Raw genomic sequence first — 203 nt, forward strand, 5'->3', positions numbered from 1 at the left:
CGGCCTCCACGAGGACATCCTTCAGGCCGCCGTCCGCGCGCCAGCGCTTGAGCAGGGCATGGAACGCGACGGGTCCGTCTCCGTAGGACTGTCCGCGCTCCCGGGGCATGCCCTCGTTGTTGTAGTAGCCCGGGGTGCACTCGGCCTGGAACGCGTGCAGATCGGCGGCCTTCTGGCGGATCGTGGCCACCCAGTCCGCCTCC

General features: G+C 70.4%; 1 pseudogene. It reads right to left on the reverse strand.

Going from position 1 to position 203, the window contains the following annotated elements:
- Nucleotides 1-203: pseudogene (locus BFF77_RS37175) on the reverse strand (monooxygenase); the annotation flags it as partial.

The sequence above is a fragment of the Streptomyces lushanensis genome (assembly GCF_001700515.1).
In the GTDB taxonomy this organism is placed as follows: Bacteria; Actinomycetota; Actinomycetes; order Streptomycetales; family Streptomycetaceae; genus Streptomyces; species Streptomyces lushanensis.